The sequence below is a fragment of the Zavarzinella formosa DSM 19928 genome (assembly GCF_000255705.1).
In the GTDB taxonomy this organism is placed as follows: Bacteria; Planctomycetota; Planctomycetia; order Gemmatales; family Gemmataceae; genus Zavarzinella; species Zavarzinella formosa.
In genome coordinates this window covers 579,413-605,740 of record NZ_JH636439.1, presented here as the reverse complement: position 1 = coordinate 605,740, position 26,328 = coordinate 579,413, and the positions used below count along the sequence as shown (strand labels likewise).

19 protein-coding genes are annotated in these 26,328 nt (G+C 57.0%); 10 read left to right on the top strand and 9 right to left on the bottom strand.

The annotated features are described in order from the left end of the window. Positions 1 to 7: 7 nt before the first annotated feature. Positions 8 to 2,782, bottom strand: coding sequence for a hsp70 family protein (locus BGIM_RS0103425; RefSeq protein WP_020468396.1), 2,775 nt, complete (start codon positions 2,780 to 2,782; stop codon positions 8 to 10). 80 nt (positions 2,783 to 2,862) lie between these two features. Between BGIM_RS0103425 and BGIM_RS48500 the strand changes: the two genes are divergently transcribed. Together BGIM_RS48500 and BGIM_RS0103415 are read left to right on the top strand one after the other, a co-directional pair. Then, a complete protein-coding gene (locus BGIM_RS48500) occupies positions 2,863 to 3,852 on the top strand; it encodes a hydantoinase/oxoprolinase family protein (RefSeq protein ID WP_020468395.1) in 990 nt (329 codons plus the stop codon). Then, complete coding sequence (locus BGIM_RS0103415) at positions 3,849 to 4,406, top strand: amino acid kinase family protein (protein WP_020468394.1); 558 nt, start codon at positions 3,849 to 3,851, stop codon at positions 4,404 to 4,406. Before BGIM_RS48500 ends, BGIM_RS0103415 begins: the two co-directional genes overlap by 4 nt. Here BGIM_RS0103415 and BGIM_RS0103410 read toward each other — a convergent pair. Next, positions 4,381 to 5,070, bottom strand: coding sequence for a (5-formylfuran-3-yl)methyl phosphate synthase (locus BGIM_RS0103410; RefSeq protein WP_020468393.1), 690 nt, complete (start codon positions 5,068 to 5,070; stop codon positions 4,381 to 4,383). The two genes, BGIM_RS0103415 and BGIM_RS0103410, sit on opposite strands and share 26 nt — an antisense overlap. Continuing rightward, entirely contained in the window at positions 5,067 to 5,489 is a 423-nt protein-coding gene (locus BGIM_RS0103405) for an ASCH domain-containing protein (protein WP_020468392.1), read from the bottom strand. The genes BGIM_RS0103410 and BGIM_RS0103405 overlap by 4 nt, the downstream gene beginning before the upstream one ends. 156 nt (positions 5,490 to 5,645) lie before the next feature. Here BGIM_RS0103405 and BGIM_RS0103400 point away from each other — a divergent pair, with 156 nt between their 5' ends. The 3 genes from BGIM_RS0103400 (at position 5,646) to BGIM_RS48495 (ending at position 13,537) form a co-directional block, all read left to right on the top strand. After that, positions 5,646 to 9,080, top strand: coding sequence for a tubulin-like doman-containing protein (locus tag BGIM_RS0103400; RefSeq protein WP_029629703.1), 3,435 nt, complete (start codon positions 5,646 to 5,648; stop codon positions 9,078 to 9,080). Positions 9,081 to 9,260: 180 nt separating this feature from the next. Continuing rightward, positions 9,261 to 12,764: a tubulin-like doman-containing protein gene (locus tag BGIM_RS0103395; RefSeq protein WP_029629702.1), complete on the top strand. Its 3,504-nt coding sequence runs from the start codon at positions 9,261 to 9,263 to the stop codon at positions 12,762 to 12,764. Between the two features lie 29 nt (positions 12,765 to 12,793). After that, entirely contained in the window at positions 12,794 to 13,537 is a 744-nt protein-coding gene (locus BGIM_RS48495; RefSeq protein ID WP_020468391.1) for a segregation and condensation protein A, read from the top strand. A gap of 55 nt (positions 13,538 to 13,592) precedes the next feature. On the opposite strand, the gene BGIM_RS0103385 is transcribed toward BGIM_RS48495, so the two are convergent. From BGIM_RS0103385 to BGIM_RS0103365, 5 genes are all read right to left on the bottom strand, one after another. Continuing rightward, positions 13,593 to 15,428, bottom strand: coding sequence for a HEAT repeat domain-containing protein (locus BGIM_RS0103385; protein ID WP_020468390.1), 1,836 nt, complete (start codon positions 15,426 to 15,428; stop codon positions 13,593 to 13,595). Between the two features lie 164 nt (positions 15,429 to 15,592). Then, complete coding sequence (locus tag BGIM_RS0103380; RefSeq protein ID WP_020468389.1) at positions 15,593 to 16,744, bottom strand: ATP-grasp domain-containing protein; 1,152 nt, start codon at positions 16,742 to 16,744, stop codon at positions 15,593 to 15,595. 93 nt (positions 16,745 to 16,837) lie between these two features. Further along, a complete protein-coding gene (locus BGIM_RS0103375; protein WP_020468388.1) occupies positions 16,838 to 19,396 on the bottom strand; it encodes a fused MFS transporter/spermidine synthase family protein in 2,559 nt (852 codons plus the stop codon). A gap of 69 nt (positions 19,397 to 19,465) precedes the next feature. Next, positions 19,466 to 20,596, bottom strand: a complete 1,131-nt coding sequence (locus BGIM_RS67750; protein ID WP_020468387.1) for an NYN domain-containing protein — start codon at positions 20,594 to 20,596, stop codon at positions 19,466 to 19,468. Between the two features lie 31 nt (positions 20,597 to 20,627). Beyond that, positions 20,628 to 21,704: a S1 family peptidase gene (locus BGIM_RS0103365; RefSeq protein WP_020468386.1), complete on the bottom strand. Its 1,077-nt coding sequence runs from the start codon at positions 21,702 to 21,704 to the stop codon at positions 20,628 to 20,630. Positions 21,705 to 21,873: 169 nt separating this feature from the next. Between BGIM_RS0103365 and BGIM_RS0103360 the strand changes: the two genes are divergently transcribed. Continuing rightward, entirely contained in the window at positions 21,874 to 22,623 is a 750-nt protein-coding gene (locus BGIM_RS0103360) for an SDR family NAD(P)-dependent oxidoreductase (protein ID WP_029629701.1), read from the top strand. A 23-nt stretch (positions 22,624 to 22,646) separates the two neighbouring features. Beyond that, positions 22,647 to 23,984, top strand: coding sequence for a hypothetical protein (locus BGIM_RS0103355; RefSeq protein ID WP_020468384.1), 1,338 nt, complete (start codon positions 22,647 to 22,649; stop codon positions 23,982 to 23,984). Positions 23,985 to 23,987: 3 nt separating this feature from the next. On the opposite strand, the gene BGIM_RS0103350 is transcribed toward BGIM_RS0103355, so the two are convergent. Then, positions 23,988 to 24,890: a sugar phosphate isomerase/epimerase family protein gene (locus BGIM_RS0103350; RefSeq protein ID WP_020468383.1), complete on the bottom strand. Its 903-nt coding sequence runs from the start codon at positions 24,888 to 24,890 to the stop codon at positions 23,988 to 23,990. A gap of 21 nt (positions 24,891 to 24,911) precedes the next feature. On the opposite strand from BGIM_RS0103350, the gene BGIM_RS64640 reads away from it, so the two are divergent. The 3 genes from BGIM_RS64640 (at position 24,912) to xerC (ending at position 26,282) form a co-directional block, all read left to right on the top strand. Beyond that, complete coding sequence (locus BGIM_RS64640) at positions 24,912 to 25,064, top strand: hypothetical protein (RefSeq protein WP_020468382.1); 153 nt, start codon at positions 24,912 to 24,914, stop codon at positions 25,062 to 25,064. A 76-nt stretch (positions 25,065 to 25,140) separates the two neighbouring features. Next, complete coding sequence (locus BGIM_RS0103340) at positions 25,141 to 25,344, top strand: hypothetical protein (RefSeq protein ID WP_157368582.1); 204 nt, start codon at positions 25,141 to 25,143, stop codon at positions 25,342 to 25,344. A 41-nt stretch (positions 25,345 to 25,385) separates the two neighbouring features. Next, positions 25,386 to 26,282 carry a tyrosine recombinase XerC gene (gene xerC / locus BGIM_RS0103335; protein ID WP_020468380.1) on the top strand — a complete coding sequence of 299 codons (897 nt, stop codon included), beginning with the start codon at positions 25,386 to 25,388 and terminating at the stop codon, positions 26,280 to 26,282. Positions 26,283 to 26,328: the final 46 nt, after the last annotated feature.

Genomic DNA, 26,328 nt, shown 5'->3' with positions numbered 1-26,328 from the left:
AGTACGTTTAACCGATGAGCCGCAATCCCTTGGGAAGCGATTCGCCGAAGAGTTGCCCCCGGTCGGCCGCTTCCATCTCGATCACTTGTTCCAGCATCGGCAGCCACTTGGCCGCCATCGGCAGATGTTTGAGAGTGTCGATTACGTTGGTGCGAACGGCCTCATCGACATCAAGCGATCTCTGGCCGGTCAGCCGGGCCATGTTCGCCAGACAGAATGCCCATCCATTGCGCTCGCTGTCGTTTTCCGGCTTGAAGGAGAGCAATGTCTCGATCATTGGTTCAACGATCTGCGGATGCAGCACCAGATTCAACGGGCCATAGAAAAGCGTGCGGGAGGCAATCCGGGTGAGCGACCAAAACACATAGGTGGGAACCGGCGCCTTGGCTGTTTGCCGAATGAGGGCATTCGCCAAGGCTTCCTTGGTCCGCAGATCAAGCCGTTCGAGACTGGCGGCGGCCCGCCACATTTCGGCCAACTCGTTGGCCCCCGGTTTGGAAACCGCTTTGCCCTTGGCTGGAATGAGAATGGGCCGCAAACGGTTCATGAGCGTGTTTTGTAGAGCCGAGCCAAGACCACCGGCCACCCGTCTCCACATGATCCAATAATCCGCGCCCCCCTCGACTTGTTGAGCGGTCAACCCGGATGATTTTGGCGGGGAGGAAAGCATTTTCCAAAGCTGGTCGATGCGATAACGATCAAGAGAATCGCCAAACCCCGGACGCAACGAAAAGCCGACGAGATGATACCAGCGATTCAAATGGGCCGCCGACCGGGTGCGATGCTCGGCCTGTTCTTCGTAAACAGTCCACAATCGGCGGCACAATCCCATCGGCCAATCGCCACGACTGGTCTCCAACACGTTTTCCAAATTCTTGGTCAACTCAGTCGGAACTCCCAGCCCTTGAAACGTATCCGCGACCAACTCACGGGCTTTGCTCACTAATTCTTCGGGGAAGACATCCGTTGCCTCTTGTCGACCGCCTCCCTCGTCGCCCGCGTTGCCGTCGTCGGTCACAATGTCACGGACATTGAATTCCAATCGCCATTTGTTGTCCCCCGCCTTGGCATTGCAGAAGAGTTCCAGCGTGCCAATTTCAGTGCAACGGGCCGAGAGCGTCACCGGAACTTGTTTCACGCCGCTTCGCTTGCCGCCGCGCAAAATCGTGTGCATCGGCGGCAGTTTCAGTAATTGATCGTTGGCAATCGTCAGCAAATCACCGGGCTTGTCTTTCCCTCGCACGGTGGAACTGAACAACGGGAACAACACGGGTTCGCCCAGCGCCAGTTCCAATTCCGGCTTGGCCAGGGTGACTTCCTGACCTTCTTCCAATCGCCGGGGAACCACGCACAACACCGGGGCCGATCCGTCCGGTTGTCCGGCATCCACGGCGATGTAATAACTCCGGGGAATCCCGCCACCGATTCGCTTCCCGCCGCTGTGCCGCAACCAGCCTTGGTAAGCCGCCCCCCAAGCCACTGCGAGGTCGAGCGACGGATTGGCCAGAATCAACGGGTTCCAATTGTCGCCATACCAAGGCCGCATTACGTCTACAAGACGATCCCGCAAGGCTTGGGGCTGGAACACGCCGCCATTGAAGAGAATCGCATCCGGCCGTTCGTCTTCCTTGAGTTGCCGACGCAAGAACCCGGCCAAATGCCGGGTGACGGCCGCATCAGCCACATAGGGCAGGCCAATTTCCTGCAAACCGCCACGGGAGATCTTGGTGGCCTCGGCTTCTCGCGACACGAACGGAAAGAAACCATCGAAAATCGCCTGCTGCACATCAACAGGGGTGATGCTAGTATGGATGGCGCCGCCGATCACCGACCGACCACGGCCTTGCACGGTTACCGATACACTGGCCGGAGGTTTCGGGGCAAGCAAGACTTCTTTCGCTTGTCGGCATGACTGAACTAAAAGGCCGAACTGGGCCGCGTCGAGTTTTCCGGCTTGCGGCAACCGCGTCTCGACGAGTTTCGCCAAGGCAAGGTCCATGTTGTCCCCGCCGAGCAACAGATGGTCACCCACCGCTTCGCGGATGAACGTGAGTTCACCAGTATCCTCGGCTGCCCGGATCAAGCTGAAGTCGCTCGTGCCCCCGCCGACATCCACCACCAGACAACGCATTCCGGGGGCCATCTTGGTCACTTCGACCGGATCGCTGAGGCCCAGCCAACAGTAAAACGCCGCCTGCGGTTCTTCCAACAAGGTGACATTTTTAAGTCCGGCATCTTTCGCGGCCTGCATCGTCAGATTTCGGGCTACGTCGTCAAATGAGGCGGGGACGGTCAGCACGACGTTTTGAAGTTCGAGGTGATCGGCATCCTCTCGCTTCGGCATGCTGTTCCAGCCGCTCACGAAATGCTTCAAATATCGGGTCGAAACTTCCAACGGACTGAGCCGGGGAACTTCCGGCGGGGCATTCCACGGCAGCAAAGGGGCCGTGCGGTCCACCCCCGGATGACACAGCCAGGACTTCGCCGAGGAGATTAACCGGCCGGGAATTTTGGAGCCGTGATTGCGTGCGAATTCGCCGACGGCATCCGTCGCCGATGGGTTCCACGGCAACGCCACCGATCCGGGGGGCAAATCGTGGGAACCGGGGAGATATAAAAACGACGGCAACAGCGAGCGTTCCCCCATCTGTCCGGCGGCGACGAGTTGCGGCACAGGGAAGGTTTTCAGCCCAAGGTTGCCGACCCGAGGCCGGTTTTGGAGATCGATGTACGCCAGGGCGCTGTTGGTGGTCCCGAGATCAATCCCGACAAGGTAACGCATTCGCAAAACTCTGATGGCACAACCGGGAAACGAAGATCGCTTCCCCCGTTCTTCCGACACATGGGGTCTATACTAGCCGGATGGACACGAACGCCATCGGTTTGGACATCGGCGGGGCCAACCTGAAACTCGCCACTGCCAGCGGGATCGCGCAATCCCGGCGATTTGAACTTTGGAAACACCCCGCCCGACTGGCGGCCGAACTAACAGACTTCCTGAAGGACATCCCGCCTGATTTGCCTGTCGGTGTCACCATGACCGGCGAATTGTGTGACTGCTTCCGCACCAAGCGGGAAGGCGTCCGGCACATTGTTCAGGCCGTCGAGGAAGCGTTAGCAGGGCGAGATATCGCCTATTGGTCAACAGAAGGAACGTTTTTGTCGGCGGCCGAAACGTGCGAACAACCACTGAAAGTGGCCGCCGCCAACTGGCACGCCCAAGCCACGTTTGTCGGCCGGTTCGCTCCAATGGGCTTTGCCATCATGATTGACACCGGTTCGACAACCACGGACGTGATTCCGCTGTTTGATGGAAAACCCAAACCGATGAGAGAGACCGATGTCGGACGATTGCGTTCCGGCGAGTTGCTGTATTTCGGCGTTCGCCGAACGCCCCTTTGCGCCATCGTTCAGGATGGATGCGCGGAATTCTTTGCCACCATACAAGATGTGCATGTTCTGTTGGGAAACCTGCCGGAAGAACCGGACAACCTCGCCACGGCTGATGGTCGCTCTATGACCAAGGAATTCGCCTGGGAGCGGATCGCCCGGATGATTGGTGGTGATCGGGACACGCTCACTAATGATGAAGTCATCGAATATGCGAACAAGGCCATCTCTGCACAAGGCAAATTGCTGATGGGATCAGTCCAATGGATTGAAGAGGATGCTTCCCGCCCGCTGGATCGCGTGATTTTGTCCGGTTCCGGGGAATGGATGCCCGCCGATGTGTTTCGGACATATCGGCCGAAACTCTCGCAAATTCGGCTGTCTGAAAAACTGGGTTCCGAGATCAGCGAGGCGGCCTGCGCTTACTCTGTCGCCGTGCTGCGATCGGAACGGCAACGATGAAAGATCGAATCGTCGCCAAAACCGGCGGAAGCCTCTTCGACATGGGAGACTTGCGACATCGTTTGCGGGCATGGCTTGATTCGACAACCCCATCTCGCGTTCTTTTCATCGCCGGGGGCGGGGAATTGGCTGATGGAATTCGGAACTTGCATCACACCCACGGCCTGCCCGAAGAAACTTCACACTGGCTCGCCATCCGAACGATGAGCGTGAATGCCTATTTTCTTGGGTCGTTGTTGGGTCTCCCCGTGATCGATTCGTTGGAAAACTGGACAGAAAGCGCGGTGCTGGACCCCCTGCCTTGTTTTCTCTCAGACGAGGGTCAACCGGGGGCGTTGCCGCATAATTGGAAAGTGACCAGCGATTCGATGGCGGCTCGGGTCGCCCAATTGGCCGAAGCGAACCTTGTGTTGTTGAAATCTGCCATGCCGCCCGATTTGCCGGATTGGGAATCCATCTCCCTCGCGGGATATGTGGACCGCTATTTTGCCAAAATCATCAGTGATGCAAACCTGACAGTGAATTGTGTCAACTTCCGGGATTTTCCCGGATGAGGCGGGCCAGTTCGGCCACCCGTTCCTCGCTCACGCTCCCGTTTCTTCCCCCCACGCACGCGGCCCCGCGAACCGCGATCCAATCCGGTTGCATCGCTACAATCGCGGGAATTAGCGTGAAATTCAACGACCCCGCCACCGCAATCTGTGTGCCCCGCTTCCGCAACATCTCGATCAGCTTTTCCAAGTCTTTCCGGCTGATCCAATCAATGAGGCCCCGCCCATCTTTCACAAAGGTGTCAATCAAAACCAATGGAACAGACACCTTTTCCAACAGGTTGTGAAGTTCGGCCAACGTCGGCGAATCGGCCAAATGGCTGTCCGCGTAATGCACCAGCACTGCACGCGGCCCGACTGTGCCAACAATCTCGGTGGTCGCCTCCGCAAGCTGCCCGCGTTTTCCAGCCAATCCCCATTTCACAAACTTCAGTTTCGGATCAATGATCGTGTTGGTCGGATGATCTTTCCACTCACCAAATGCGGCGCTCACCGGACATCGGCGATCAACGACGGAAAGTATTTCGGCGATCACCCGCGAGTCGGCCTTTCCCAAAGGTCCTGCCGCCGGTTCCTTGATGTCAATCAGGTCCGCGCCCCCCAAGACAGCCGCCTCGGCTTCCACGACGGATCGCACGCTCACCAAAAGTTTGGCACGGGAATTCACGCTTGCTCCCGAAACAGATCTACCGTGAAAAATCGCACATTACCCGGAACGCGGATTGGCCGAATGGAGATGGGATCACGAAAAACGAACCCGTGCATCTGGGGAGGCTGGAACCAACTCGGGTCATTCCGATGCAGATGTTGATCTCGGGTAAACTCGGAGGCTGTCCGATATTCGCGACATTCTTCCAGCACGGCCATCCCCATCAATTGACCTCCCAATTCGCTGATCAGTTTGAGTTCCGGAGTGAGATATTCCCATCCTTCCGGTCGTGGATCGGGAATTTTGGCCGCGTGAATGAACACCGGACCTCGAATTGTTGTGGGCCACAACCGGATTTCGATCTTTTTAATGCCAGACACGAGAAGAGTGGCCCAAGGTTGTTTGATCGACAGGGCATAATTCGGTATGGCGGGCATGGCCAAGAACTCTCGTAAAAACTCAATTATCCTTCATAAAAATAACTGGCAAATCCGGCATCATCGGACCCCCATCGTGAACTATATCTCTGGTAGCTCCAAATCCCATCCCGCGGGATTTGCCGTCATCGCATCGGCGATTGGATTTTGCATTCCATGAGCGTACCAACTCAGCCGAACACCGAACCCATTCCCGGTTACCGCCTTCTGGAACGGCTGGGTCGGGGAGGCTACGGAGAAGTTTGGAAGTGCGAAGCGCCGGGTGGAATTCTCAAGGCCATCAAGTTTGTCTTCGGGGACTTGGAAGGCTTTGGAGACTCCGGACAAGCCGCCGAGCAAGAATACAAATCGCTGAACCGGGTCAAAACGATCCGGCATCCGTTCATCCTTTCCTTGGAACGTTTTGACATCATCGACGGGCAATTGCTCATCGTGATGGAACTGGCCGACCGAAATCTCTGGGACCGCTTCAACGAGTGTGTGTTGCAGGGGATGCCGGGCATCCCGCATGACGAACTCCTGAAGTATCTGGAGGAAGCGGCTGAAGCCTTGGATCTGATGAACGGTCATTACCAGATCCAGCACCTCGACATCAAACCGCAGAACCTGTTTCTGGTCCACAACCACATCAAGGTGGCCGATTTCGGTCTGGCGAAAGATCTCGACGGTGCTAGGGCCGCCGTGACCGGCGGCGTCACCCCGACCTACGCCCCGCCGGAAACATTCGAGGGCTGGGTCAGTCGGCACAGCGATCAATATAGTCTGGCGATCGTTTACCAAGAAATGCTCACGGGTCGGCGGCCGTTCAACGGCACCAACACGCGGCAATTAATCCTCCAGCATCTTTCAGCCGCCCCGGATCTCAGTCCGCTGAATGAGAGCAACCGGGAAGCCGTGGCCCGCGCCCTGTCGAAAATTCCAACGGACCGCTATCCCACCTGCACGGCCTTCATCAAGGCCCTGAAAGAGCCAAACACCCCGGCTCCGGTTCCGGAAGGTTCCGCCGAACAACTTATGGAGATGGTGACACCGCGTTCCACCTCCAAAAAGGTGTTGCCTCACGCGATCACCCCGCCACTCTTCCGGACATCGCAAGATCAACAAGATCCCAATAACAAGAAGTTGCCGAGCTTGGTGACGCCAGGCCAGCGAGAGAACAATCTCGTCGCCCCCATCACCATTCACCGCCCCTTGGCGCCGGACACCAAGCATCTTCAAAAGCCGTCGGCGCCGCTGGAGCGTCGGGGCGAAGGCGTCTTGTGCCCCGTGATGTTTGTCGGATTGGGTGGTTGTGGATTGCGGACGCTCAGTTCCCTGCGGGGAATTCTTCAAACCCGGTATGACCGGGACCGGCTTCCGAACATTCGCTGGCTGGCCATCGACACGGACCCCGGCAACGTCGAGTCTTTTCTACACGGGGGTGGGTGGGAAACGGAAGAGGTTGTCCTCACCCGGCTTCAACGTCCCACCCATTACCTTCACCGGGAGGGACTTCCGAGCGTCGAAGGCTGGCTGCCGAGCGATTTGTTATATCAGATGCCCCGTTCCTATCTCACCGAAGGAAACCGGGCGTTCGGACGGCTGGCCCTTTGCGATCATTACCAGATCGTTTGCCACCGAGTCCGGGGAGCCTTGGAGGCATTTCTCAAGCCAGAGGGAGTTCTTCAAGCCGACAAGATCACGCAACTCGGTTTTCGCACCAACATGCCCCGGATTTATCTGGTCGGTTCGCTTGCGGGTGGAACGGCGTCTGGCATGATGATCGATCTGGCCTATTTGATCCGGCGGGAACTTCTTTCGATGGGTTTCGCCGCCGGGCATGTTTTGGGGATGTTTGGATTGCCTCCGTTGCGATCCTCGGCCGGTTATCAAAATGCGAAAGCCGCGATCCGGGAATTGGCCCACTTTGAAAGCACTTCCACGACCTATCAAAGCGTGTTTGACACCCGCGAAAAACCGCTTATCGACAAAGAACGACCATTTCGCCGATGCCAGTTGGTGCCAAACAGCGATTCACTCCCCGGAGGTCGGCCCGTCAGCGAGCGGATGGCCGGATTGCTCCACTCGGAGGCGTTCACCCAAGCAGGACGACTCGCTCATCCGGACGATGGCAATCCCCCTGCCAATTCATTTTGTGTCTCGACGGTCACCAGCTCGCTCTGGCCGCATCACGTCGTTGTCAGGACTTGCGCCAACCAACTGAACAGAACGATTCTTGGCGACTGGTGCCGTCCGGGCGACGGGTATTCCAGCCCTCAACTTGACACGATTTTTGAAGGCGTCTGGGCTGAGCGAGATTTGTCCGTTGATTCGTTGCGAAATATCTTCCTGGCGGCGGCGAAAAAAGAGTTCGGACAGTCCATTGTCGAATTGGTTGGCGAATGGCTCGAACCACTCCGGAACCGCGACAAGAAGAATCCCCCGGATAGCGATGAGGTGACCAAAGTCATCCATCGAATCTTGGATGTGGTTGGTCGTGTTGGCCGAGAGGAAGAGGAGTTTCCTGGCCGGGTGAAGGGGGTCCTTCAAAAGCGGGAAAAGGAATGGATTCTGGAGACAGACACCAAACTCGTCACCAGCGTCGTCATGCTGATCGAGCAACCGAGCTTGCGGTTGCCTGCGGCCGATCAGTTCATCCGTCGTCTGGAGGAACGGATCTCAGAAAATCTCGATGCGATTGACCGGAAAATCCTTGTGTTGGATGAACAGACACAAGACGAATATGCCGGGATCTTTTCACTCCTTGGCATGACCGTGAACACCGGGATCAGCCGACTTGGAAAGCGGACGGCGGCTTTTGAGGAGACCATCGGCGATGTGCTGGAGTGGGCGGGCCGTCGCTTGGAATTGCAGGTTCTGCGACGGATTCTTTCAGTCTATCGGACATTGCGGACGAACTTGCCGGAATATAACCGGGAAGTCCAGCAATGCCGCACACAATTGAAAAACTACATCGGACAAATACCTGACTTGCGGGGAGTGGTTGCCGAAACGGGTGAAGGCGTGCGGATGTACTTTGGCGAGAAGTCTGACTCTCTTGCCGAACTGGCTGACGATGTGCTGAAGTTACTCTCCTTGGAAACCCGGCGGGAACTGGAGCAAATTCTCCAGGCAAAGATCCGGCACGAGGGCCGCGGTCTTGTCAACATGTGCTTGAAGCCCAAAGAGTATGGCGAAAGTTTCCTTCAGTTGCTTGGAGAACAGACCCGGCGAATTCTCGAGCCGATAATCTTCGAATACGGCACGGCGTATGCGAACTGGCGGGATGATGGCGGCAGTTTGTTAAGCAAGGCCTTCGACGATTCGACCAAACAATTCGCCCTTCTGCCGGGGTCCGTGAGTCCCGCGATCACTGTCGTGGGATTGCCGAGGGGAGAGGGAACGGAAGAACTGCTGAACCATGCCAAGGGGCTGGCGGGCGGCACGGCCTTTGTTAGCTCGGAGACTTCCGGAGAATTGTGGATTTTCCGGGAATGCCGGGGCGTCGATCCGGCCTCACTCTTCACGAAAACACCCGGCTCCCTGCCGGTCAACGAACCGACTGGCGAAGTTCGATACTCTCGGAAGGATATTCCTTGGCCAAAAACCTGAACGTCTGACCGATCAATTCTGATATTGCTGGTTATTCCAATCAGGCAAGGGGGATAGTTTCCACAAAGGTTCGGGAACCTTTTCGGATTGTTTGCAGACAGGAGGTTCATGCTCTAATTTTCAGCACCACGAAATCCACGCCGGATAATCCGTGGCCCCGCCCGAATTGGAAATGCCAGCATGTCCCTCCGAGTCGAGCCGAACGTCGAGGCCATCCCCGGCTATCGCCTGATCGAGCGAATCGGCGGTGGCGGTTTTGGCGAAGTTTGGAAGGCTGAAGCCCCCGGTGGGTTGTTCAAGGCCATCAAAATCATTCACGGCGACCTGCGGTCCGTCGATAAAAACGGTTCACGACACGCGGAGCAGGAACTCCGCGCCTTGAAACGTCTCCAAGCCATTCGGCATCCCTACCTGCTTTCCATCGAACGATACGACATCATCGACGGCCGATTGCTCATTGTCACCGAACTGGCCGACTGTAATCTTTGGGATCGGTTTCGAGAATGCCGGTCACAAGACCTGCCCGGAATTCCTCGGGCTGAATTGCAGCGATATCTTGAGGAAGCTTCCGAAGTTCTGGATCTGATGAACAATCAGTACCAGCTACAGCACCTCGACATCAAGCCTCAGAATCTGTTCCTCGTTTATAACCACGTGAAGGTCGCGGACTTCGGTTTGGTCAAGGATCTGGAGGGGATGCAGGGCGTGATCACCGGCGGGGTGACGCCTGTTTATGCCGCTCCCGAAACTTTTGAAAACAAGCTTACCCGATACTGCGATCAATACAGTCTGGCGATTGTTTACCAAGAATTGTTGACCGGCATCCGGCCTTTTAACGGCACCAGCGGGCAGCAGTTGCTGATGCAACACATCCGGGAGGCTCCGAACCTCGCCAGCCTTCCCCCCGCCGACCGGGAGGCTGTCGGCCGGGCGCTCTCGAAGAAGCCCGAGGATCGCTTTCCCAGTTGCCATGACTTTATGCGGGCACTCGCCAGCTCCGGCGGGTCTTCCTATTCGGTGACTGTCAGCGGTCCGTCTTTCACGGGATCGCGGGTGGACACCCCGTCGAACATTCGCCACACTCCCAGTTCGTCTGACGGTTCGCCTTCGTCCGATGGTTCACAGGTTCGGGCCATCGTCCAAACGCCGATCGCACAAAACCCGAAAACGGAGTTGCATCTTCGCCGGCCGGAAGCCTTGGTCAGTCCGTCGGCTTACACGGTGCATGATGCCCCAGTGACCCATAAAACCGCCCCGCCGGAACATACGGGTGACGGGCTTTTGGTTCCCGCCATCGTGATCGGCCTTGGCGAAACCGGATTGCACATCCTTCGGGAATTCCGACGATCCTCCGAAGAACTCATCGGACACATGGATCATGCGCCCCATGTGCGCACGATCTTCCTCGACACCGCTTCCGAAACCCTTCATACCGCCACCCAAGACGGTCCCGGTGCTCTTCCGTCCGCGGATGTGATCCCGGCCCGGCTAAACCGGGCGGCGCACTACATGAAACCCCGGCGAAACGGCCGGTCACTCGTCGAAGGTTGGTTCGATCCGCAAACACTGTACAAGATTCCACGCACCCCCGAGACACTTGGCATCCGCTCGCTGGGCCGGCTGGCGTTCATGGATCATTACCGGCTGTTTGGCGAGCGAATCGCGTCGGACATCCAATCAATCACACACACGGACACACTTGCCAACGCCGAACGGCACACCAAGCTTGGCCTGCGATCCAACCGGCCTCTGATCTATGTCGTGTGCAATCTCGCCGGCGGCACCGGCGGGGGCATGTTTCTGGACGCCGCTTACGCGGCTCGTCACAAATTGCGGCAGGAAGGCTATCTGGAACCCGAGGTTATCGGGGTGTTTATCATCCCTTCTGCCGATCGGCAGGCCAAGGGTCCGGCGATGGCAAACACCTATGCGGCCCTTCGGGAAATGCATCATTACAGCCAGGAGGACACGGTTTTCACCGCTCATTACGATGAACGGGAAGGCCGGGTCAGCGATCCGGCCCCCCCGTTTGCTCGTTGCGTGATCCTGCCGACACCCGTTGTTTCCAAGGGGTCTGCGGGTGGCGAGCAATTGTTTGAAGCATTGGTCCGGCGGGCCGGTTCGATCATTGCACGCGATTTGTTCACTCCGCTTGGCCGGACAGCCGACGACAACCGCTGGCATCACACGGCCCATGGCAAGGATCAACTGAACCTGTCCGTGATCGGGCAAAGTTCGTTCATCTGGCCGAAGCAGATGCTGCTTGCACGAGCCTCCCGATACCTTTCCGCGTCTGTGTTGGCCCGTTGGATCGAAAGCGATCCGCAGATGATCGGCCAGTATGTGGAAAACTGGCTCAATCAACGCTGGATTGTGGAGGGACTGGCGCCGGAAATCATCGTCGGCAACGTGCAGCAAATCAGCGAGCAAGTTTTCGGACAACCAGCCGAGGCCTTCTTCGCGGCCGAGGCTCAACCGTTCGCCAAGAAGGGTTGGTTCAACCGGGAACCCGACCTGACCCGCATGAATCAGACGCTGGCCAAACTGCTGCAACTGGTCGGCATGCCGGACGAACATTCCATGCAACGATCTGTCGGATCGCTGGAACTGTTGCTTCAGGAAACCGCCGACCGGCAGGCTGCTGAGTACGTCCCCAAAATCATGCGGCTGGCCACCACCCTGCTGGAACATCCGGACTACCGGTTCGTGGGGGCCGAGCAGGTGATCCGGCAGATCAAGGCCCGGCTGGAAGGACTTCTCCAACAATATGAACCGCACGCCACTCACCTGAATCACCAAGCCATTGAAGCGTATTATCGGATTGTGTCGTTCGTTTCCACGACCAAAGGCCCCCGACGGCCGAACCTGACCGAAGCCGTCGAGGCGATGCGAAATTACCCGACATGGCGGTTTCACTCGCTGGTTTTGCGTCAAGTCTGCCGGATCTTCAATCTGGCCAAGACACAACTGGACGACCAACTCCGGGAATTTGAATTCTGCCGTCAGCGGCTTGCCGATATCATGCGCGGGATGCTGCGGGAACGTCACGACCACGTCCCCCCTCCGGAACGGATGCTCCTTCCTCCGGGAGTTGCCTCGCCGGAGGCGGCTTTGGAATCGCTCCAGAAAAGCATCACGCCCGAAGATGTTCGTGTGTTCGACAAGCGACTCCAGATTCGCATTGAAAAGGAATTTACCACCCTCTTGAACGTGTGCCAGAGTTCGGCCACTTTGCTGGCGAGTCTCCAATCCACCATTGAGGATCAGGCCAGAGAGTTCTTCGCCCCGCGTCTCGGAGCGGCCAACATCGCTCAAATGTTCTTCGCCCGCTTCCCGGACATGAAGACGGCGACGCAGGCAATGGGTTGGTTGTTTGAGCAAGCCACCCCTCCGCTGGTGTTGCCTCCGTCCGAACGGAGGGAAATGGTGTTGGTGGCCGGCCCGGCCGGACAAAGCGCCCACCAGTTTCAGCAATTGGCCAAACAGGCGATTCCGTCCTCGCCTTGCGACTATGTCACGAGCCAGGATGAGATCCTCGTTTACCGGGAATACTCCCAAGTTCCGCTGAACGCCCTGCCCCAAACAGGACCGGTCGGCGAAGATGCGTATAATGCCGCCTTGGACGGAGTCACGCCGCACAGTCGCTTCGACGTGAAGTCCTGGCAGGATGTCGAAACCGTCTGAACTTCGCCGACCGGCGGGCATCAGGGACGATGTACCAGATCAATCTCGAAGCGTATCATGGTCCCCTCGACTTGTTGCTTTACCTCGTCCGCAAGAACGAGGTGGACATCCTCGACATTCCCATCGCCAAAATCGCCGCTGAATTCTTCGACTATTTGCAGCTCATCCAAACCATCGACATCGAGTGGGCTGGTGATTTTCTGGTGCTGGCTGCCACATTGATGGAAATCAAAAGCCGGATGTTGTTGCCACAAAAAGAAGAGCAACCGGACAAGCCGGAGGACGACCCCCGCCGTGAAATTGTCCGGCAGTTGATCGAGTATCGTCGCACCAAGGAAGCGGCGGGAGAACTGGAACGCCTTGCGGAAGAGCGACAGTTCCATGTGGCCCGCACCATGCCAGAAGACAATGAGGGGGCGACCTCCCCAAGGTTCCGGCCGGTGGAAATGTGGGATTTGGTGAGCGCATTCGCCCGCCTGCTGCGAGAAACCCACACTCATCAGATTTTGGAAATCGGCTCGGATGACACGCCACAGTCGTCCTACCGGGAAATGATCCGCGTGGAATTGGGGGTGCGGGGCCGGTTATCCCTCGCGGAAGTGATCACCCCGCCCCTGACACGGGTGCGATTGATCGGCTACTTTCTGGCCATCTTGGAACTGCTCAAACAAGGCGAGGTCACGCTGGAACAACCCGATGAATTCGGAATGATCTGGCTCACTCCGCTGGCGATGCCCAGACTCGCCCGTGAACCGGATGAAACATCCGAATAAACCCGACAAGAAAAATGACCCAAGGCACTCACGAATTTCCAATCAAACATGTAGTTCATTTCTTTTGGGTCATCCACCATTCCCGCCAAGATGTGACGGCTTTGAGACGTTCTCCGGCATTGGCGCTGTCTTCCGGGCCAAAATCCTGACCGGATAGCGCCTTGAGCGCTTTATGCGAGGCCTGCGCCACCATCGGAACCTCATCGGAGAGTAACCGGATCAACGCATCCGCGTACACCGGCAATTGTTCTTTGTCTTTGCCGCCGCACGCCAAGACGGCCGCCCGGCGAAGTTCGGGATCTCTTTGCCGCATATAGTCAAGCAACGTCGCCGATTTCATCCGCGTCATCCGGTCGGCAAGAGCCTCCCGAGCCGACACTTGTTCCTGCCCCTTCAATTTGGACAGCGAGCCGGCCAAGGCGTCGGTATATTCAATCCCCTTTGAATCGCGATACAAGGCAATCAACTCCGGCCGCTTCTCATCGGTTGAAGTAATCAATGCGGCAAGAAGTTGTGCGGTTCGAGATTTGAGGTCGGCATCCCCGGAGTCCTCACCGGGCCGTCTCTCTGGTTTCACAACAGCAGCCCAAGCCTCGTATGTTTTTCCCAAATCTTGCTTCGTGAGCTTGCGAAGGGCGAACAGAAGGGCTCCCCGCTCCGGATAGCGTTCCGCCTCGGTATTCTTGCCTAAGCCAATTTTCTTCTCGGAATCAACCGGCTCTCTTTTCGCATCAATGTCTTCCCGAGGCGTCGCCGAGCGAAGCACTTCGTTTTTCGTCCACGGACGAGTGCGAATAAAGTAATCGAAGCGTTGTTGTCCGGGCCATTTAACCGGATCAGGCACCGGTTGGACCACCGAAAAATCCTGCCGAATGTAAGTGACATCGGCCCGAACGAACGCGCCTTTGGTGGCTGTGTGGTAAGTTGGCAGAGGAGACTGGTAGGGAGCGGGGACGAGGCCACGCGCGTAATCTTGATCGGAGAAAGAAGGCGGGTGACACAACAAGCAATTGCTCATGTGGCCAACCCGAACCAATTCTCGAACAAGAGGTTTGCCACTCTCATCGTTGATAAGACGCCTTGGATCGGGTTCCTTCAAAAGATTGACAAGCCTTCCGGCATATTCCTTGCGATTCAATGCGACAATAGCCTCGGCGGCATGATCGGGAACCGCCGGCCAGGGATAACGAAACCCGGCCAGCAAAACCTCCATATAGTCTTGATCCGGCCTGTCAGCCAACGCTTGCACCGCCTGCTCACGGACTTCCGGAGACAAATCGAACAACGCACGTTGCGCCAAGGCAACACTGGCGGCTTTGTTCTTGATTCCCGCAAGTTTGTCCACAAGGAACTCACGAATTGCCTTATCCTCGGCTTGCAATAATTGGACAAGAGTGGGGATGGCTTCCGGCTTTTGCCAATCATCACCCTGAAGATCTTCTTTGTCTTCGATGGCCACCAAACGCCTCAAAGCGGTCGGATTCACTTGGGTAGCCCCTCTCTGAGAAGCTTCCATCATTCTGGTCCGCAATTTGACTGACAACGTGTTGAGCGTTTTCGCTTCTTCGCGCCCTTTGGTCGCCTCGGCCCCTTTCAGCCAAGGCAGGGCGGACGCTCCCGTTTTGCTGATTGTTTCCCCGTAGAACGCGCCGCCACAATCAGGGCGGACGCTCTGGTTCTTTACCCTCTGGATGCCGATGGCAATGTACAATTCGGCGGCCGTTTTTTGGCTCAGCCCGACATCGGGGACATTCAATAATTCTTTGCGGAGTTCTTCTTCGGTTGTTTCGATTCGTGGAGTGATGACAATTGCGGGTGAATCTGCACGGCCAAGTGTGCCGGACATGCAAACGCCTGCCGCCACCATCAACAATCTAATCCGGTCGCGCATGGGGATTTTCCATGGAGTCAATGGAAACGATCGCTGGAGAGAAATCCTATCGCAAAAGTAGTGAACAAACAATCACAATTCAGATGACTATCAGAATAAAATCATGAGAAACAGTTCGCCGGCCATTTTGACTCACATCAAAACCTTTTGGCAAAATCATTCGTTCATCGTGGTCCCAGTTTGAATCGTTTCGGAATCCCGGCCGCGAGGAAACGCAATTTCGCAATGACCGCATCGCGATCAAGAGCCTTGGCGAAAATGGTCACGAATGGTTCGTGGGCATCAAACTCCTGACCGTGTTGTGGGAGGTCGGCATACGTGTCCGGCGGCAACTCTTCGGGGTGATACATCGCCCGGCAGGGATAAGGCGTGTGCCAGATTGCTTTTCCCAAGCATTCATTCCTCATCGCCGACTGGCCGTATTGACGAATGCTTTCCGTCGCGGGGTCACAGTGCAATTTGAGCGAAGATTGATCCGGCCAATACCGTTCATAAAGTTCGTTCGAGGCTGTGTAGCGAGGATTGATCTCAAGGAGCTGCGCCACATCATCCTCCATGATGAAATCCATTCCGAAACAGCCGAGCATGTCAAAATGTGCCGCCGCCTGGGCAAAGATTTCAATCTGCTCACTTATGGCCGGAGACACAGCAATCGGGCCAATATTGCCGCAATACCAGAATGGTTTTGCGTTGAGCCAGTCGCAACCAACCAGTTGTTCCGAAACCCCGATGAGATTCGCGTAATGGGTTTGATGCCGGGAATGGTTCGTTGGATATCCGAAACGGCCGACTCCGACCAAAGCGGCCGAATACGAACGGCCCGGCATCCATTTTTGGAAATAACAATCCGGATCAACCGTATCGGAATCAACCGCATGACGGACCCCCCGGCCGGCGGAACTACCGAAGCGCTTTTTCAGCCAGTCGCCGACATGCCCCTTCGGACGCTGACGGGAGATTTCCGGAAAATGCCCCCCTCTCTCGCTGATATATTCGCAAACGAGAAACGGATCACGAACCCGGCGAAGAACCTCCGGCAAATTCCCCCAAATTTGATGACGTTCGACAATCTTTTCAATCACGTCCGGATAGTTTTCAAGTCCCCCCGTGTAAATCACCGGCAACGGGGGAAGCGTTTCCAAAATGGGGACAAAGCCCCAAGGATATTGATTGATGGGACAGAGAATGGCATCGGGATGTTGAGCGAGAAGGTCCGCATCGCGGAACAAGTCCACGCACAGCGGAGACATCCCCGCCCGCCGGGCCGAGTCGGCCAGCGCCCGAACGCTTGCCCCAATCAGAATGACATCAGCCATGTGCAAAGATGTGTGGTCATTTGAGTCATCCGAAGGCAGGCCGTATTTTTCAATTCAGCCTGCCTTCAGAATGTGCAAATCCACGAATTGCCATTATTTCCCGAACAAATTCCCAAAGATATCCCAATCCCCTTGCAGGATGTTCTTAATCGGCGTGAAGTCATCCGTCCAGATACTGACCTTCGGATCCACTTCCAAAAGTTTCCATCGTGGATCGTCCATCAAGCGGCCGAGTGATTCTTCGTTTCTCGCCACGGCGATCCACGTCGAAGAGGTTTTCCCGGTCAAATATTCCTCGTCTCGGTGTACGCTGTCGTGCATCACACGGGCCGCATAATTGCCATCCCGAACGATCTTGTCCACGACTGGCTCAAGGTTCAGATATCGATTGGAAATGTGCAACGCGCAAATACCATTCGGCTCCAAATGGCTGAAATACAACGCCACCGATTCCTTGGTGAGCAAGTGAGCCGGAATGGAATCGGAACTGAAGGCATCAACCAGCATGAAGCCCCACTTGCGGTCGGCCGGTTGCTTTTCGAGGGTCAGGCGGGCGTCCCCCATCAGGAAATCGATATCCACCTTTTGCTTCTTCGCCTGATCGAGATAGGTGAAGTATTTCGGCGGTTCCACCAGACGACGGACATGGTTGTCGATCTCGAAGAACGTCATCTTCTGGCCGGGCAATCCGTAGGAGGAAAGCGAGCCTGATCCGAGGCCGATGCAAGCCACATCGGAGTTCGCATTCGGCTGTTTGATCTTTTCATAAAACTCGTCGAACATCACCCCGACCGGGCCGGTCTGATGGTAGTACGTCAGCGGTTCCCGTCCCGGCTTTCGCCATTGTTTTTCGGCCACGGCCGACGCCGCGAGGATCGCCCAAGGATCGTCTGAAGCAAGCGGCAGCAACCCCTCGGCCAGGCTGACTTGCAACATTCGCTGTTTGCCATGCAGCGTTGTCCCGTGCACCAGTCTGATAAACGAAAGTTGTTTGCGCTCCAACTGCGGCGTATCGAGTTCCATTCGCACATAAGTGTGGCTTCCCTCCACCTTGAGGGAACCGAAAAAGCTCCGGGTATACACCGTCTTAAAATCGTCATCATCACGTTCGTTTTTCAAAAAGGTGACAAACACCCCCAAGAACAATGCCGCCACGCAAAGACCGAACCGTAGGGGCCTTTCCACGAGGAAGTAAGTCGCCAGCGTCGGAACTCCAAAAGCCAGGATTGTGGCTGCCGTGTAGGCGTTCAACACAATTCCAGTCTGCTTAATCACCCAATGGCACAGATCGACCACTTCCGGGTAAAAGCCGGACATCAACCGGGCGATGGCGAAGAAAATCAACGGCAGGACAATCAACGCCACGATGTCGCTTTTGGCAAGGGCAGTCCTAGGGGCCAATCCATAATTTTCGTCCTTGTCTTCGTCAATTTTCTTCTTGTCCCCGGTCAATTCGGAAAGCCGGGGGAGAACCATGCAGGCGGCAATCAACGTCAGCGGATATTCACTGATAAACGTGAACGCGATCGGGGCGACCAGCGCGTTGAACAACCCGCCGATCATTCCCCCGAAGGACATCGTGAGATAAAAATTCGTCAGGTACTTCGTCGAAGGCCGGATGCGGGCCAATTCCCCGTGACAGGTCATCGTAATCATGAAAAACATGAACGCTTGAATGGCCAGTGTCGTGCGAAACGACGGCCCGGCATAGGTGTTGGGAATATGCTGGGCCGTCCGCATGAAGACCACCAGCAGAATCAACACGGGGGTGATGAGTGAAACCGCCAGATGCACTGACGGCGTGTATTGCTTGGAAAACACGATGATGAAGGTGATGAGATACAGACCGAGCGGCACAATCCAGATCATCGGGATGCTCACGATGTCCGTTGTCACTTCAGTGGTCAGACTCAGCATCAGACTCGACGGCACGGCGGCGAGAATCAGCCATCGGAGCCAAGTCGCCCACGAGGGAGCCGGATCGTTATCGTCCATTTTCTGGCCGGTGGCCTCGGATTCGACAGGAGCCGCCGTTTGTTTTAACACCGTTCCGCATTTGAAGATCATCCCCCCCAACAGGATGAATCCGACGGCCCACAACCATGCCTGCTGAACCAGCTTCAGATTCGGCTCGACGACAAACGGATAAGCCACCAGTGCCAACAAACTTCCAGCGTTGCTGGCGGCATACAAGAAGTACGGGTCTTTCGCGGAGGGGTGCCCGGTTTCGGAGAACCATTTTTGCAACAGCGGGGCGGTGGTGGAAACCACAAAGAACGGCAGGCCGATGGCCAGTCCTAACACGGCGATGACGCCGAAGAAAGGAATCTCACTTCCTTGCGGAGCAAGACTTTTCGCAATGGGAACCGGCGAAGCATTGTCGCTCATCGCCGCTCCGATCATCAGCACTGCAATCGCCAGACCGATCACCAGCAAATGCACGGTGACTTGTTTGGCGGGCGAGAACCCGGCCGTGATTTTGTGGGCATAATAATACCCCGCCAACAGCAAGGCCTGAAAGAACACCATGCAGGTGTTCCAGACCGCCGGAGTCCCCCCGAGGAGGGGAAGAAGCATTTTGCCGACCATCGGCTGGACAAGGAACAACAGCGTGGCACTGATGAACATGGTCACGCCGAAAAGGGTCGGCACGGCTGCAACTCCGGGAATTGATGAAAGGAGGGAGAAACCAACCCAACGAGCGAACGACGCCCGACGGGCTTAATCATCGAGATATCGACCTTCGATGCTGTCAAGCACGTGGTCGTCAACCGGTTCCGGTTCGACCGGCTTGGGCGCCGGTTTGGGAGCGACAGGCGGTCGACGATCATTGTTCGGCAGGGGCGGGGTGGCGGGACCACGTCGCGGGGCGGGTGGTTGCGTGGATCGGGGGGGCTGTTGCGGCACCGGTTTCGGAGCCACTGGGGACGGGTTGTGATGACCTGTCGGTGCCTGAGCGTGCGATCCCGGCGGGGGAGCCGGTTGCTGGGCGGGTCGCGGGGCCGCGATGGCCGGTTGATTCAACCGACCCGTTAACGCCTGCGGGCGGGTCGGCTGTTCGGATTGCTGATTGGCACGCGGCTCGGAGCCGAACCGCGTGACCACATAGGTTCCGCTGGTCTTGTGCTTTTCGATTTCAATCAACCCAAGCGAAGCGGCCTCCTCCAGCAGTTCGCTAAAGGTGCGGTAGCCATGATACTCCTCGTTGAAGGAGGGCTTTTTCCGCTTCATGGTGTCCTTCACCATGCTGGAAAACAACACTTCTTTGTTCTCTCGCCGCAAAGCGAGCAAGGAATCGATCAGCAGGCCGAAAACCTTCTGTTTCACTTCGGAAACTTGGGAATTCATCCGCGGCAAAGCGGCCGAGACGCGATCAAGATCATCGTAGTAGATGAATTCGTCGCAGTTATCCCGCAGCAAATCGGAGGTGGCCTCGGCCAGCCCCAGTCCGATGACGTGCTTGCCGAGTTCCTTCAACTTGGAGACGAGCGGGGAAAAATCGCTGTCCCCGGAGACGATCACGAAGGTGTCGATGTGATCCTTGGAATAGGCCAAGTCCATCGCATCCACACAGAGGCGGATGTCGGCCGAGTTTTTCCCGGTCATGGCCCGCTTGGGAATTTCAATCAGTTCGATGGCCGATTCGTGCAGCATCGACGTGTAGTTAGAGAACCGGCTCCAGTCCGCATAGGCCTTCTTGGCGACAATCTTGCCCTTTTCGACCAGTCGTTCCAACACGCGGCCGATCTCGAACCGGTCCCGGCGAAGATTGAGGCCGATCCCGATGTTCTCAAAGTCAATAAAGACGGCGAGCGTTCGCTCGCCGTCAATGTGATGTCGTGTCAGTTTCATTCCGGTCTCGTCTTGGGCGGCGTGGAGAGCATCACTTGAGAGCGTCCAACAAGCGCTTGGCATCCTTGGCGGCTGCCGTCATTGGATACTTGGTGATGATATCGTTCAGCTTCGCCACGTATTTTTGCCGCAGATCCTCATCCTTGGCATACGCCTTCGCGGCGGAAAGCAAAGCACTCGCCGTTTTTTCGTCCTTGGAAACGTCCTTGGGAGGAGGATTTGTGACGGTTTTCGGGTCAACCTTGGGATCAACCTTCGGGTCCGCTTTCGGATCTTCCGTTGGCACAACGACCACCGATTCTTTTTTGGGCACGGTGACCAGTTTTGGATCGACAGGATCTTTTGCCTTGATGATGATCTTTTTCTCATCCATGAAATTCTTCACTTCAGAAACATCAATGAAAAGGCTGACCAGATTGGCCGACCGGTCCATCCCTTGAGTCACCCCGACAATTTCCCCCTTCTTGTTGAAGAGCGGCCCGCCGGAATCACCGGGGTTGGTCGGGTTGGTGGTCGTGATGATTTTGGCCTTCACCGAAAACGTGTCGCCGCTGTTGCTGCCTGTGATGTATTCCTGATTACCAATGGCCCGGACCTTCCCCTCGGTGATGCCGAAAACCTGTTCAACGGCGCCAGGGCTGCCAATATTCCAAACGGAGGCGGCGGCGGATGTTCCCTTGGGAGCCAGGGGAAGGGCCGGCGTGCCGGCGGGAAGACGGGCCAGCCGCAGGATCGCCAAATCCCGCGTGGAGTCCATGTACAGCACGTCGGCCTTGATGGCGTCGCCTTGCTTCACCCGGTCAATGTATTTGGTTTTGTCGGTCATGATGGACCCGTCCTTTAGGTGGACGGGGAACTGACAGTAGCAAAACTTGCCGTGGCGGGCGACGTGATAGTTCGTGATGACAATCCGTTTTTCAGCATCAACCAGCGACCCAGATCCCATCGAATAGCCGTCCCGGAGCGGCGAGACGATGAACACGGTGGAGCGAACGACTTTTTTGTACAAGTCTTCGATGTCCTCCTCGGCTCGGGCGGTCGATGGGAACGCCGGGCCAAAGGCTGAAAGAAGGATCAGGCCGACTGCGAATCTCGGCAACGTCTTCATGGATTCATGCCTTCGTGTGTTTCACGATTCGGGGGACTCTGGGCAAGCGAGAACATGGGTGTATGTTAACCATCCTAAACTGATGGCAGGGCCGGTCAAGACAATTTCGGGGTCCGACCGGGACATCCCGTCGCGTTTCAAGCACTATTTTACGTTGAGAATCCAAATCATGGCGGAACCGTTTTTCTCCCTGGCGGGCAAGGTGGCGATCGTGACCGGCGGCGGCCAGGGCATCGGCGAAGCGATCTGCCGCCGACTTGCCGCGGCCGGGGCAAAGGTCAGCATCTTTGACATGGCCCCCGAGGGAGCCAATCGTGTCGCCGCCGAATTGAAGGGGTACGCTGGCATCGGAGACGTGACCAACGAGGCTGACGTGTTTCGCGTTGTGGCCGAGACGGAAAAAGCACTCGGCCCGGTGGATATCATCGTGAACAACGCGGGCATCACCGGCCGGACCGTGAAACTTTGGGAACTCAAGAAAGAAGAGTTTTCCAAGGTCATGGACGTGAATGTCATCGGGCCGTTTCTGCTCTGCAAGGCCGTGATGCCGGGGATGTTGGAACGGAAATACGGCCGGATTGTCTCCATCGCCTCGGTGGCGGGCAAAGAGGGAAATCCCACGATGTCCCCCTACTCCGCCAGCAAGGCGGCCGTGATCGCCCTCACCAAGTCGCTGGCCAAGGAAGTCGCCGGCCAGGGGGACATCACGGTGAACGCGATCTCCCCGGCGGTGATCCAGACGCCGATTCTCGATGGTGTGGCCGCGACAACCGTTCAATACATGGTCTCCAAGATTCCGATGGGCCGCACGGGCAAACCGGAGGAAGTGGCCGCCTTGGTCCATTTCCTCGCCAGCGGCGATTCGAGTTTCACGACCGGCCAGTGTTACGACATCAGCGGCGGTCGTTCGACATATTAATCCCCCGCCCGACCAGGTGAGTCGTGAATTCGTCCATTTTTCTCGACCTTGCCCTGCCCAACGCCACCACCTGGTTTTATTTTTCATTTCTGCTCGCCGTCACACTTTTTGTCCGCTTTGATCGCCTGCTTTCCTTGCGAAACTGGGATGTGGTGGCGTTTTACCTCATCATTCCCGGCCTTCTTTGCATTCAAGAAGCCCATGCCCTGAATAACCTTTCGGACAACCCCGCCGTTGGCGAAATAAAGCGGTTTCTTTCCCGCAGCAACAGCCTGCTGCTGGCCGGTTACATCTGGCTTATGTCGGCCTCCGGGTATTGGTTCCTTCGATGTCTGTTCGATTTGGGATTGGAAAAGCGGCCGATGTTGCCACCAAATGTGAATATCGCCGGAATGGTCTGCCTCGCGGCGAGTTTGTTCCTGTGCCTCGGGGCTTCGGCGATTCGCCGGTTGCCCGATTCGCCGAATTCGACGGGCAAGGGGCCGATCGCACTCACCAAGGTAAGCGACGGCGCCGTGGCCGTGGTGAGCTTTCAAAGCGGGACGACGGATTGGAATGGCACGGACACCCGTTTTTGGGTGGAACGCGCGGTGGCGATCATCGCCCACCTGTTGGTGGTGGCGGCGATTCTCATGATCGGTTCCAAAACATTCGGCGATCCGTTGACAGGCATTGCGATGGCCTGCCTTTACCTGCTTCTCCCCTGCACGGGCTATCAGGTGTCGCAGGTTCATCACATCTGGCCGGCATTATTTTTGCTTGGGGCGGTTCTCTGGTTCCGCCGCCCTTATGTGTCAGGCGCCCTGTTGGGAGTGGCGGCCGGATCGGTGTTCTTTCCGGTGTTGTTATTTCCGCTGTGGTTCGGATTTTACCGGGGCCGGGGCACCGGCCGGTTCACGATTGGATTTGTCGCAGCCCTTGTGCTTAGCCTCGGAATCACTGCCGCGATCTTGCTTTCCAGCGGAGAATTGCGGCAATATCTCCGCGTGGCCCTGAGCCTTTCGGACTGGCAAGCCTGGAAGGCCCCGCGAACCGAAAGCATCTGGACTGGCAGCCATTGGGCCTATCGGTTGCCGGTGTTCATCGCTTATATGGCCTTCGTCATCCTAACCGTCTTCTGGCCCAAACCACGGCATCTCGGTCATGTGATCGCCCAGTCGGCGGCCGTGGTGATCGGCGTGCAGTTTTGGTATGCCGATCAGGGGGGCACTTACGTTCTTTGGTATGTCCCCCTGCTATTGCTAATGGTCTTCCGTCCCAACCTCACGGAAGTGCGCCCGCCGGAGATCATCGCGGGAAATTGGAACTTCCGCGAGTGGGTTGTCCGGCGTATCATTCGCCGAGGGACAAAGCCTGTGTGATGCTCACCCTTGGGCGTTCATCAACTTTCGCATCTCCGTCAGATACTTCGGCACGGCAATCTTCGCATCTTCCTTCGCTTCGTATTCCAAGGCCACATATCCCCGGTACTTGACGTCCCGCAGCATTTTGATCAGCCGGGGAATATCGGCTTCCTCTGTTTTGCCCCCCTTGGCCGTGATTTCCGTTTTTACTTGAACGGTCACCGCATACGGGGCAAGTTTCGCAAGGTCTCCGTAAGGGTCGGTCGTGCGAAAGTTGCCGGTGTCAAGATTGACGCCGAAGTTCTCGTGCTTGACAGACTGCACGAGATGAAGAAGTTGCTCGGCCGTCGCCGTGATGCCGCCGTGGTTTTCCAAGGCAAGAATGACGCCCCACCTGGCGGCGTATTCACATGCTTCTTGGATCACGGGAATGCAACGTTTGACGGCGTTTTCCTCGGTGTCCCCTTTGGGTACGGTCCCGGCGAAGATGCGCATGGTCTTGCCGCCCAATCGGGCCGTGTGTTCGGTCCAGCTCTTCACGTGCTCCAATTGTGACTTCAGCTTTTCCGGATCGGCCACGCAAAAATCATTGCCGACGGCGGTGCCGCTCACGTCGAGGCCGAGTTTCGTCGCCTGCCGTTTGAGTTTGCCAAGATATTCGGGCGTGGTTTCCGGGAAGTAGTAGGCCGTTAGCTCGACGGCATCAAGATCGCGAGCGGCCGCATAATCGATGAAATCGGTCAATGTCATCGCCGGCTCTTTCGGCTTCTTGATGTCCAGCCACTGCCGGAAACTGTAGGCCGCCAGACTGAGTTTCAACCTCGGAAGATGAGACCGGGGAATCGGCTCAATGGCCCGGCCGTCCGAGAGACCAAGGGACAGGGCGGCCGTCGTTGAAAATAGTTCACGCCGCGAAAGACGCATGGAAAGGCTCCGAAGTTAGTGATGATGGGGAATAGTGTAATCGACCGGAGCGCCCGAAGATACCCGTCGATTCGCGGAACCGGGACAACCCGCACGGCTTGCGACTTGTTTGCCCCCGTTTCCCCGATTCTTGTCAAGAAACCCAAAGAGAAACGCATCGGCATCCGAAACTAGGGGGAGAGTTCGCGGCCGTCTCGGCGTCGCGGATTCTTGTCGATGTGTGACTGTCATCGCTACGATGGGGCCAGACGTGAGTCACGAACTGAGTGTGGTGGCCTTGATCCGCGGCAAGGAACGCTTCGTCTACATTTTTGACGACAATTCAGGAGAGGAACTCCTCGAGGCCATTCGGTCTCAAGCGGCCAATCCCCGTCTCAGTCTCTCGTGGTTCGACGCCGCGGTTCTGGCGGAACGAGTCCGGCAGCAAGCGGCGACCCCGAATCGAGCCGAATAATCCAGTCCGGTTGGTGTTGGCGACATCTCGAAGAGACAACCATGGAACAAGCCCTCGCGGATTTTCTGCGACATTTGGGGCTGGAGAAGAATGCGTCCGCGCACACGGTCAAATCATACCGCGAAGATTTGACGCAAGCGGTCGAGTTTTTCACCCTCAAGGGAGGCCCTGCCCTTCGCCCCGAACAGATCACGACCCGGTTGGTGCGCGCCTTTCTGGCCTGGCTGCACGACAAGGGATATTCACGGGCGACAATCTCCCGACGAATCGCCGCCGTGCGATCTTGGGCCAAGTTTTTGTGCCGTCAAGGCATTTTGGAGAAGAATCCGGCCGAGGGGCTTCGCGGTCCAAAGCTCGACCGGCAGTTGCCGCATTTTCTCGGCCGCGAAGACATCGGCCGTTTGCTGTCTTCCCCGGATGGCTCCACGGCCCTCGGCCTTCGGGACCGGGCGATTTTGGAAACACTCTACTCAGCCGGTTTGCGGGTGAGCGAATTGGTGGGTTTGCAACTGGAAGATCTCGATCTGGCCGAGGGCATCACCACGGTTCGCGGCAAAGGGAAACGCGAGCGGTTGGCCATGCTTGGGGTGGACGCCCTGCGGGCCATTGCCGCCTGGCTGGAATCACGATCCGCCATGTTGGAAACCATCGGCCGCCGCACGGAGGCGGTGTTCGTGAACAAAAACGGCACGCGACTCTCCACGCGGAGCGTCGGCCGGTTGCTCCTGAAATACCTTCAACAAACCGGGCTGGATGCCCGCACCACTCCGCACACGTTGCGGCATTCCTTCGCCACGCACATGCTGGATGCCGGGGCCGACATCCGGGGCGTGCAGGAATTGCTCGGCCACAAGAACCTGACGACGACACAGATTTACACACACGTGTCCACCCAACGGTTGCAGGAAAGCTACCGCAAGGCACACCCGAGAGCATGAGGCATCGAGGTAATCGCATCGGATGCGAGCATTGAAAGGAACGAAG

Excerpts from the sequence above, each read along its gene's own strand:
- BGIM_RS0103360 (WP_029629701.1), top strand. The coding sequence starts at position 21,874 with ATGGCGGAACCGTTTTTCTCCCTGGCGGGCAAGGTGGCGATCGTGACC.
- BGIM_RS0103405 (WP_020468392.1), bottom strand. The coding sequence starts at position 5,489 with ATGCCCGCCATACCGAATTATGCCCTGTCGATCAAACAACCTTGGGCC.
- BGIM_RS48500 (WP_020468395.1), top strand. The coding sequence starts at position 2,863 with ATGGACACGAACGCCATCGGTTTGGACATCGGCGGGGCCAACCTGAAA.
- BGIM_RS67750 (WP_020468387.1), bottom strand. The coding sequence starts at position 20,596 with ATGAAACTGACACGACATCACATTGACGGCGAGCGAACGCTCGCCGTC.
- BGIM_RS0103400 (WP_029629703.1), top strand. The coding sequence starts at position 5,646 with ATGAGCGTACCAACTCAGCCGAACACCGAACCCATTCCCGGTTACCGC.
- BGIM_RS64640 (WP_020468382.1), top strand. The coding sequence starts at position 24,912 with ATGATGGGGAATAGTGTAATCGACCGGAGCGCCCGAAGATACCCGTCG.
- BGIM_RS0103395 (WP_029629702.1), top strand. The coding sequence starts at position 9,261 with ATGTCCCTCCGAGTCGAGCCGAACGTCGAGGCCATCCCCGGCTATCGC.
- BGIM_RS0103380 (WP_020468389.1), bottom strand. The coding sequence starts at position 16,744 with ATGGCTGATGTCATTCTGATTGGGGCAAGCGTTCGGGCGCTGGCCGAC.
- BGIM_RS48495 (WP_020468391.1), top strand. The coding sequence starts at position 12,794 with ATGTACCAGATCAATCTCGAAGCGTATCATGGTCCCCTCGACTTGTTG.
- BGIM_RS0103425 (WP_020468396.1), bottom strand. The coding sequence starts at position 2,782 with ATGCGTTACCTTGTCGGGATTGATCTCGGGACCACCAACAGCGCCCTG.
- BGIM_RS0103415 (WP_020468394.1), top strand. The coding sequence starts at position 3,849 with ATGAAAGATCGAATCGTCGCCAAAACCGGCGGAAGCCTCTTCGACATG.
- xerC (WP_020468380.1), top strand. The coding sequence starts at position 25,386 with ATGGAACAAGCCCTCGCGGATTTTCTGCGACATTTGGGGCTGGAGAAG.
- BGIM_RS0103365 (WP_020468386.1), bottom strand. The coding sequence starts at position 21,704 with ATGAAGACGTTGCCGAGATTCGCAGTCGGCCTGATCCTTCTTTCAGCC.
- BGIM_RS0103350 (WP_020468383.1), bottom strand. The coding sequence starts at position 24,890 with ATGCGTCTTTCGCGGCGTGAACTATTTTCAACGACGGCCGCCCTGTCC.
- BGIM_RS0103385 (WP_020468390.1), bottom strand. The coding sequence starts at position 15,428 with ATGCGCGACCGGATTAGATTGTTGATGGTGGCGGCAGGCGTTTGCATG.